Annotated in this window: 15 protein-coding genes; 4 read left to right on the forward strand and 11 right to left on the reverse strand. The window is 67.7% G+C overall.

All coding sequences use genetic code 11. The features are described from left to right. Positions 1 to 83: 83 nt before the first annotated feature. From rpsQ to rpsJ, 11 genes are read right to left on the reverse strand one after another with little or no spacing between them, the layout of a single operon-like run. Positions 84 to 374, reverse strand: a complete 291-nt coding sequence (rpsQ, locus tag AC13HU_RS26845) for a 30S ribosomal protein S17 (protein ID WP_328468101.1) — start codon at positions 372 to 374, stop codon at positions 84 to 86. Beyond that, on the reverse strand, positions 374 to 598 hold the full coding sequence (gene rpmC, locus AC13HU_RS26850; protein WP_483044537.1) for a 50S ribosomal protein L29: 225 nt from the start codon (positions 596 to 598) through the stop codon (positions 374 to 376). Before rpmC ends, rpsQ begins: the two co-directional genes overlap by 1 nt. Next, entirely contained in the window at positions 598 to 1,017 is a 420-nt protein-coding gene (gene rplP / locus AC13HU_RS26855; protein WP_093786106.1) for a 50S ribosomal protein L16, read from the reverse strand. The genes rpmC and rplP overlap by 1 nt, the downstream gene beginning before the upstream one ends. A 5-nt stretch (positions 1,018 to 1,022) precedes the next feature. Beyond that, positions 1,023 to 1,862 carry a 30S ribosomal protein S3 gene (rpsC, locus tag AC13HU_RS26860; protein ID WP_483044538.1) on the reverse strand — a complete coding sequence of 280 codons (840 nt, stop codon included), beginning with the start codon at positions 1,860 to 1,862 and terminating at the stop codon, positions 1,023 to 1,025. Then, the gene (rplV, locus tag AC13HU_RS26865) at positions 1,862 to 2,209 is read right to left on the reverse strand and encodes a 50S ribosomal protein L22 (protein WP_328468094.1); all 348 of its coding nucleotides are present in this window, start codon (positions 2,207 to 2,209) and stop codon (positions 1,862 to 1,864) included. The genes rpsC and rplV overlap by 1 nt, the downstream gene beginning before the upstream one ends. 47 nt (positions 2,210 to 2,256) lie before the next feature. Then, positions 2,257 to 2,538: a 30S ribosomal protein S19 gene (gene rpsS / locus AC13HU_RS26870; protein ID WP_202235517.1), complete on the reverse strand. Its 282-nt coding sequence runs from the start codon at positions 2,536 to 2,538 to the stop codon at positions 2,257 to 2,259. 12 nt (positions 2,539 to 2,550) lie between these two features. Continuing rightward, complete coding sequence (rplB, locus tag AC13HU_RS26875) at positions 2,551 to 3,387, reverse strand: 50S ribosomal protein L2 (RefSeq protein WP_202235516.1); 837 nt, start codon at positions 3,385 to 3,387, stop codon at positions 2,551 to 2,553. 47 nt (positions 3,388 to 3,434) lie between these two features. Next, positions 3,435 to 3,797 carry a 50S ribosomal protein L23 gene (gene rplW / locus AC13HU_RS26880; RefSeq protein WP_483044539.1) on the reverse strand — a complete coding sequence of 121 codons (363 nt, stop codon included), beginning with the start codon at positions 3,795 to 3,797 and terminating at the stop codon, positions 3,435 to 3,437. Then, positions 3,797 to 4,459, reverse strand: a complete 663-nt coding sequence (rplD, locus tag AC13HU_RS26885; RefSeq protein ID WP_483044540.1) for a 50S ribosomal protein L4 — start codon at positions 4,457 to 4,459, stop codon at positions 3,797 to 3,799. The genes rplW and rplD overlap by 1 nt, the downstream gene beginning before the upstream one ends. Positions 4,460 to 4,464: 5 nt before the next feature. Next, positions 4,465 to 5,109: a 50S ribosomal protein L3 gene (gene rplC / locus AC13HU_RS26890; RefSeq protein ID WP_103886919.1), complete on the reverse strand. Its 645-nt coding sequence runs from the start codon at positions 5,107 to 5,109 to the stop codon at positions 4,465 to 4,467. Positions 5,110 to 5,123: 14 nt separating this feature from the next. Next, positions 5,124 to 5,432, reverse strand: coding sequence for a 30S ribosomal protein S10 (rpsJ, locus tag AC13HU_RS26895; protein ID WP_014144312.1), 309 nt, complete (start codon positions 5,430 to 5,432; stop codon positions 5,124 to 5,126). A gap of 440 nt (positions 5,433 to 5,872) precedes the next feature. On the opposite strand from rpsJ, the gene AC13HU_RS26900 reads away from it, so the two are divergent. The 4 genes from AC13HU_RS26900 to AC13HU_RS26915 all read left to right on the forward strand — a co-directional run. Continuing rightward, positions 5,873 to 6,172 carry a ribbon-helix-helix domain-containing protein gene (locus tag AC13HU_RS26900; protein ID WP_483044541.1) on the forward strand — a complete coding sequence of 100 codons (300 nt, stop codon included), beginning with the start codon at positions 5,873 to 5,875 and terminating at the stop codon, positions 6,170 to 6,172. After that, a complete protein-coding gene (locus tag AC13HU_RS26905) occupies positions 6,169 to 6,429 on the forward strand; it encodes a hypothetical protein (RefSeq protein WP_483044542.1) in 261 nt (86 codons plus the stop codon). Before AC13HU_RS26900 ends, AC13HU_RS26905 begins: the two co-directional genes overlap by 4 nt. A 32-nt stretch (positions 6,430 to 6,461) precedes the next feature. After that, positions 6,462 to 6,584, forward strand: coding sequence for a hypothetical protein (locus AC13HU_RS26910; RefSeq protein ID WP_483044543.1), 123 nt, complete (start codon positions 6,462 to 6,464; stop codon positions 6,582 to 6,584). A 489-nt stretch (positions 6,585 to 7,073) separates the two neighbouring features. Next, positions 7,074 to 7,476: helix-turn-helix domain-containing protein (locus AC13HU_RS26915; RefSeq protein WP_483044544.1), on the forward strand; the 403-nt coding region annotated here is incomplete at its 3' end.

Consider the following 7,476-nt stretch of genomic DNA (forward strand, 5'->3'; position numbering starts at 1 on the left):
GGTGCCACGCGGATCGAGCCGCGTGGCACCCGCCGAGCCTGGCGGAACCGTCCTGCGAGGGAATCCCCGCAGGAATTACTTGGTTACTTGGCCTTCTCGAGGATCTCCACGACACGCCAGCGCTTCGTGGCGGACTGCGGCCGGGTCTCCATCAGGAGGACACGGTCGCCGATGCCGGCGGCGTTCTGCTCGTCGTGGGCCTTGAGCTTGTTGGTGCGGCGGATGACCTTGCCGTAGAGCGCGTGCTTGACGCGGTCCTCGACAGCGACCACTACGGTCTTGTCCATCTTGTCGCTGACCACGAGGCCCTCACGGGTCTTGCGGAAGCCGCGCGCGTCACTGGCGGGGGTCTCAGTCACATTCTTCTCGCTCATCAGGCGCTCTCCACCGTCTCGATGCCGAGCTCACGCTCACGCATGAGGGTGTAGATCCGGGCGATGTCCTTGCGGACGGTCTTGAGCCGGGAGTTGTTCTCAAGCTGTCCGGTGGCCGCCTGGAAGCGGAGGTTGAACAGCTCCTCCTTGGCCTCACGCAGCTTGTCGACGAGGTCCTCGTCGCCAAGCTGGCGCAGCTCGGTCGCCTTGGTACCGGCCGCCATCACGACTCACCTGCCTCGCGCCGCACGATGCGGCACTTCATCGGAAGCTTGTGCGCGGCGCGGGTGAGCGCCTCGCGCGCAACCTTCTCATTCGGGAAGGACAGCTCGAACATCACCCGACCGGGCTTGACGTTCGCGATCCACCACTCCGGCGAACCCTTACCGGAACCCATGCGGGTTTCGGCCGGCTTCTTCGTCAGCGGGCGGTCCGGGTAGATGTTGATCCAGACCTTGCCGCCGCGCTTGATGTGGCGGGTGATGGAGATACGAGCGGACTCGATCTGCCGGTTGGTCACGTAGGCGGGCGTGACGGCCTGCAGGCCGAACTCGCCGAACGCCAGCTCCGTGCCGCCCTTGGCCATACCGCGCCGGGTGGGGTGGTGCTGCTTGCGGTGCTTGACCCTACGGGGGATCAGCATGGTACTTAGCCTTCCGTTCCGGGGGTCTCAGCAGCCGGGGCTGCCGCCTCGACGGGAGCGGGCGCCTCGGCCTTGGGGGCCGCTGCGGCACCGTCCGTCTGGGGACGACGGCCACGGCCGCCGCGCTCGCCACCGCGGCGCTGCGGACGCTCGTTGCCACCGCCACGGGCCGGGCGGTTGCCGGCGCGGGCAGCGGCGTTGTCGGCACGGACCTCGGCGATGTTCTTCACGTCGCCCTTGTAGATCCACACCTTCACACCGATCCGGCCGAAGGTGGTCTTGGCCTCGAAGAAGCCGTAGTCCACGTTCGCCCGCAGGGTGTGCAGGGGCACCCGGCCCTCGCGGTAGAACTCGGAGCGGGACATCTCGGCGCCGCCGAGGCGGCCGCCGCACTGGATCTTGATGCCCTTGGCGCCGGCCTTCAGCGTGCCCTGCATGCTCTTGCGCATGGCACGACGGAAGGAGACCCGGGAGGAGAGCTGCTCGGCGACCGCCTGGGCCACGAGCTGCGCGTCCATCTCGGGGTTCTTCACCTCGAGGATGTTCAGCTGGACCTGCTTGCCGGTCAGCTTCTCCAGGTCACCGCGGATACGGTCGGCCTCCGCGCCGCGACGGCCGATGACGATGCCCGGCCGGGCGGTGTGGATGTCGACGCGGACGCGGTCACGGGTGCGCTCGATCTCCACCTTGGAGATGCCGGCCCGCTCCATGCCCTGCGTCATCATCCGGCGGATGGCGACGTCTTCCTTGACGTAGTCCTTGTAGAGCTTGTCGGCGTACCACCGGGACTTGAAGTCCGTGGTGATGCCGAGCCGGAACCCGTAAGGGTTAACCTTCTGGCCCATTACCGGGTCCCTTCCTTGCTGGCAACGACCACGGTGATGTGACTCGTCCGCTTGCGGATGCGGTAGGCGCGGCCCTGGGCGCGCGGCCGGAACCGCTTCAGGGTCGGACCCTCGTCCACGTACGCCTCGCTGATGAACAGCGACTCGGCGTCCGTGTGGTCGTAGTTGTGCGCGGCGTTGGCGATGGCGCTGTCCAGCACCTTGCCCACCGGCTCGCTCGCGGCCTGCGGCGTGAAACGCAGGACCGCCTGAGCCTCCGTGGCATCCATGCCACGGATGAGGTCCACCACGCGGCGGGCCTTCATGGGCGTGACGCGGATGTACCGCGCCTGGGCCCTGGCTTCCATGGTTGTCCCTTCAGTGTCTGTCATGGTCGGTCGCTTCTCGCCGCTGGTCAGCGACGCCGCGCCTTGCGGTCGTCCTTCTCGTGACCGCGGAAGGTGCGGGTCGGCGCGAACTCGCCGAGCTTGTGGCCGACCATCGACTCAGTGACAAACACCGGGACGTGCTTACGGCCGTCGTGCACCGCGATCGTGTGGCCCAGCATGGCCGGGACGATCATCGAGCGGCGGGACCAGGTCTTGATGACGTTCTTGGTGCCTGCTTCGTTCTGGACATCCACCTTCTTGATCAGGTGGTCGTCGACGAAGGGCCCCTTCTTGAGACTCCGCGGCATCTAAACCCGCTCCTAGCGCTTCTTGTTCGTCTTGCGGCGGCGGACGATGTACTTGTTGCTCGCCTTCTTGGGAGAACGAGTACGACCCTCCTTCTGACCCCAGGGCGAGACCGGGTGGCGACCACCGGAGGTCTTGCCCTCACCACCACCGTGCGGGTGGTCCACCGGGTTCATGGCGACACCGCGGACGGTCGGGCGAACGCCCTTCCACCGCATACGGCCGGCCTTGCCCCAGTTGATGTTCGACTGCTCGGCGTTGCCGACCTCGCCGATGGTGGCGCGGCAGCGGACGTCGACCATCCGGACCTCGCCGGACGGCATGCGAAGGGTGGCCATGTTGCCTTCCTTCGCCAGCAGCTGCACCGAGGCGCCCGCGGAGCGGGAGATCTTGGCGCCGCCACCGGGCCGCAGCTCGATCGCGTGGATCGTGGTACCGACCGGGATGTTGCGCAGCGGCAGGTTGTTGCCCGGCTTGATGTCGGCGCTGGGGCCGTTCTCGATCCGGTCGCCCTGCTGCAGGCGGGCGGGGGCGAGGATGTAGCGCTTCTCGCCGTCCGCGTAGTGCAGCAGCGCGATGCGCGCGGTGCGGTTGGGGTCGTATTCGATGTGCGCGACCTTGGCGGGCACGCCGTCCTTGTCGTGCCGACGGAAGTCGATCACTCGGTAGGCGCGCTTGTGGCCACCGCCCTGGTGGCGAACGGTCACACGACCGGCGTTGTTACGGCCGCCCTTGCTGTGCAGCGGGCGGACCAGCGACTTCTCCGGCGTGGACCGCGTGATCTCGACGAAGTCGGCGACGCTGGAGCCACGACGGCCCGGGGTCGTCGGCTTGTACTTGCGGATACCCATTTCTCAGTCCTCGGAATATTCCGGACTTCGACTCGATCCGATCCCCGTTAGGAGACCGGACCGCCGAAGATGTCGATGCGGTCGCCCTCGGCAAGGGTCACGATGGCGCGCTTGGTGTTGGCACGCTTGCCGAAACCGGTGCGGGTGCGCTTGCGCTTGCCCTGCCGGTTGATCGTGTTGACCCCGGTGACCTTGACCTGGAAGACCGCCTCGACGGCCTGCTTGATCTGGGTCTTGTTGGCGCGCGGGTCGACGACGAAGGTGTACTTGTTGTCGTCCAGCAGCGCGTAGCTCTTCTCGGAGACGACCGGCTTGATCAGCAGGTCGCGCGGGTCCGTGAAGGTCTTGCTGGTGATCTCGGCGCCCGACACCTGGTCGGTGGCCTCGGTCAGTTCGGTCTGCTCGGCCATCAGGCGTCGCTCCCTTCGGTCTCGGCGGCGCCGTTACCGGGGACACTGACGAACCGGTCGAAGGCGGCCTTGGTGAAGACCACGTCGTCGGAGACGAGCACGTCGTACGTGTTGAGCTGGCCGGCCTCCAGGATGTGCACCTGGGGCAGGTTGCGGGCGGACAGCCACCCGGCCTCGTCGGCACGCTCGACCACGAGCAGCACGTTCTTGCGCTCGCTGATCTTGCCCAGCAGGGTCTTCGCGGCCTTCGTCGACGGCGTGTCGCCCTCGACGAGGTCGGTCACGACGTGGATCCGGCTGTGCCGGGCGCGGTCGGTCAGGGCACCACGCAGGGCGGCCCGGATCATCTTCTTGGGCGTGCGCTGCGAGTAGTCGCGCGGCACGGGGCCGTGCACGACGCCACCGCCGGCGAACTGCGGTGCGCGGGTCGAGCCCTGACGGGCGCGGCCGGTGCCCTTCTGGCGGTACGGCTTCTTGCCACCACCGCGGACCTCGCCACGCGTCTTGACCTTGTGCGTGCCCTGGCGGGCAGCGGCAAGCTGCGCGACGACGACCTGGTGGATCAGCGGGATGCTGACCTTGGCGTCGAAGATCTCGGCCGGGAGCTCTACGGTCCCGGCAGTGTCGCCCGCGGGCGACAGGATGTCGATGCTGGTGCTCATATCCTTCAGGCCCCCTTGGCCGCGCTGCGGACCAGGACGAGGCCGCCGTTCGGACCGGGAACCGCGCCCTTGATGAGCAGCAGGCCCTTCTCCGCGTCAACGGCGTGAACGGTCAGGTTCTGGGTGGTGACCCGCTCGTTGCCCATGCGACCCGCCATACGCAGGCCCTTGAACACGCGGCCCGGGGTGGCGCAGCCACCGATGGAGCCGGGAGAGCGGTGCTTGCGCTGGACACCGTGGCCGGCGCCGAGGCCCTTGAAGTTGTGACGCTTCATGACACCGGCGAAGCCCTTGCCCTTGCTCTTGCCGGTCACGTCGACCTTGACACCGGCCTCGAACACCTCGGCGGTGATCTCCTGGCCGAGGGTGTACTCGGCGGCGTCGGCGGTGCGCAGCTCCACGAGGTGGCGGCGCGGGGTCACGTCGGCCTTGGCGAAGTGGCCCTTGAGGGGCTTGTTCACCTTGCGAGGGTCGATCTCGCCGAAGGCGAGCTGGACCGACTCGTAGCCGTCGGCGTCATTGGTACGCACCTGGGTCACAACGTTCGGGCCGGCCTTGACCACGGTCACCGGGACGACACGGTTGTTCTCGTCCCAGACCTGGGTCATGCCGAGCTTCTCGCCCAGGATGCCCTTGATCTGCTTGGTCATCTTCTCCGTGCCTCTCAGAGCTTGATCTCGATGTCGACGCCGGCCGGCAGGTCCAGGCGCATCAACGAGTCAACGGTCTTGGGCGTCGGGTCGAGGATGTCGATCAGGCGCTTGTGCGTGCGCATCTCGAAGTGCTCGCGCGAGTCCTTGTACTTGTGCGGCGACTTGATGACGCAGTACACGTTCTTCTCAGTGGGCAGCGGCACCGGGCCCGCGACCTGCGCACCAGTACGGGTCACCGTCTCGACGATCTTCTTCGCCGAAGAGTCGATGACCTCGTGGTCGTAGGCCTTGAGCCGGATGCGGATCTTCTGTCCCGCCATGGCTACTCCGTAGTCCTTGTCTCTTTTTACGCTCTGACATCCGCTTGTCCGACCCACGCGGTCGGGCGTGTCGCGTCTCTCGCACATGACTTTCCGCATGCGGAAATGCCCTGCACCAGGGAGTTGCGTGGGAGATCTCACCCACCGGATGCCTGGTCGGAGCCGCGTTGACACTTCCCGGAAGATTCCCGTACGTCCGCCCCAGCGCTGCCCGGAGGGCAGATAAGGACGACGAGTACTGTGGGACTCGCTTCCGATCCTCCCGACGGGAGGCGCGCAACATCGGCGCTCGACCGAGCAACTTGGGTAGTCTGCCATACCGGACGCACCGGACGCCAATCGAGCCGGGTAGCTTACCCGGTGGCCCGGAACACCCAAACCTGAGCTGGTCCGAACAGCTCCGTCGACTCCATCGCCCCGTGCTGGGCAGGCTGGCCTACATGACGAAGCGAACGACGATCAAGATCGAGGACTCGATCGACTCGCGCATGCGCCATGAAGCCTCCCGGCGCGGGATCACGGTTTCGGAATGGACCCGCGAGGCGATCGTCTCCCACCTGCCGGACTCGAAGCCCGAGGACGGCACCGTGCGCCGTGTCTTCCACTCTGCGGGAGCCGGGGACAGCGGGCGTCATGACATCGCGGAACGTATGGAGGAACTACTCGCCTGGCCGGCCGAAGGCCGCGACATCCTCGCGGACGAGGAAGGCGCGTCGCGGCACGGACCGCTCAGCGCGTGAGCCCTCTGATCGTCGACGCCGGCCTGCTCGACACCCTGCTCGACCGCCGGGACGACTGGCACCAGCGCTCCGTCCGCCTGCTGGAGACACATCCTGGGCCACTGCTCGTCCCCTCCCTGGTGATCGCCGAGGTGGCCCACCTCGCCGAGCGTCGCCTCGGGCCACACGCCGAGTTGCTGCTCGCCCAGGACTTCGCGGCGGGGCTGTTCACCGTGGAGCCGGTGCACCCAGGTGACTGGCTGCGATCGCGGAGCTGACCGCCCGCTACGTCGATCTTCCGCTCGGGCTGGTGGACGCCTCGGTCGTCGCCTGCGCCGAACGCCTGGGCGCCGAGCAGGTCGCCACGGTGGACCGCAAGCACTTCACCGCGGTACGGCCCGCGCACATCCCGGCCTTCGAACTGCTCCCCTGACGAAGCACGCCGCGCGCCGTCCAACGACCTGGTACACGACAGGCGGTGGACCAGCGAGCGGCATCATGTCGCCGTCCATCACGACCCCCACTCCCGAGCGTCCGTTGCGTACCCGCCCGGACACACTCTGTACAGGTGATTTCGAGGCGTACAGCGTAAGCACGTACGTCTGTGCGCGTCCGTGGAGGGGGCGGAACGTCACTCGATCGGGGCGGTCCGGCGCCTTGCACACCGGAACGTGGCCGGTCACGGGCCGGTGGGCGGCGAGGCGGTGGGGCACGCGGTCTTGTAGTCGGTTCAAAGAACCCGGGGAAAGAACTCCCACCAACCCACCGCCGCCCGGCCGCCGTTCACCTGGAAGGGTGACCTATCGAACGCACTGGACAACGCGCCGGACAGTCGGCTTACGCTCACGGCAAGCAACGGCCCCCGGCCGGGACTGGCATCCCGATCGAGGGCCTGACCAACCAGGAAGTAGACCTCTTCCCGATGGCTGACCCAAAGATTAGCGCGCCCTCGCGCGCCCAGGGCGTGGTGCACGTGCGCACCCGCCTCACCGCCCGCTTCACCGTCGTCGGCAACCACCTCGCCCAGCATCGCGAATTGACGCTGACCGCGATCGGGCTCGCGGTCCACATCCAGTCGCTGCCGGACGGCGCCCGCGTGGACATCAAGTCGCTGGCCGAGCACTTCCCGGAGGGCGAGACCCGAATTGCCTCCGCCCTACGGGAGTTGGAGGCGCACGGGTATCTGTCGCGTACGCGCGAACGGCTGCCGAGCGGGCGAATCGTCACCCGCACGGTTTCGTACGACCGGCCGGGCAGCGGGCAACCGGCCCCGGCGGCGCCTCCGCTCCCCCGCCCGCGCCTGCGGCCCGTACAAGCCGTACAGC

It is taken from the genome of Streptomyces sp. NH27, from assembly GCF_056859195.1.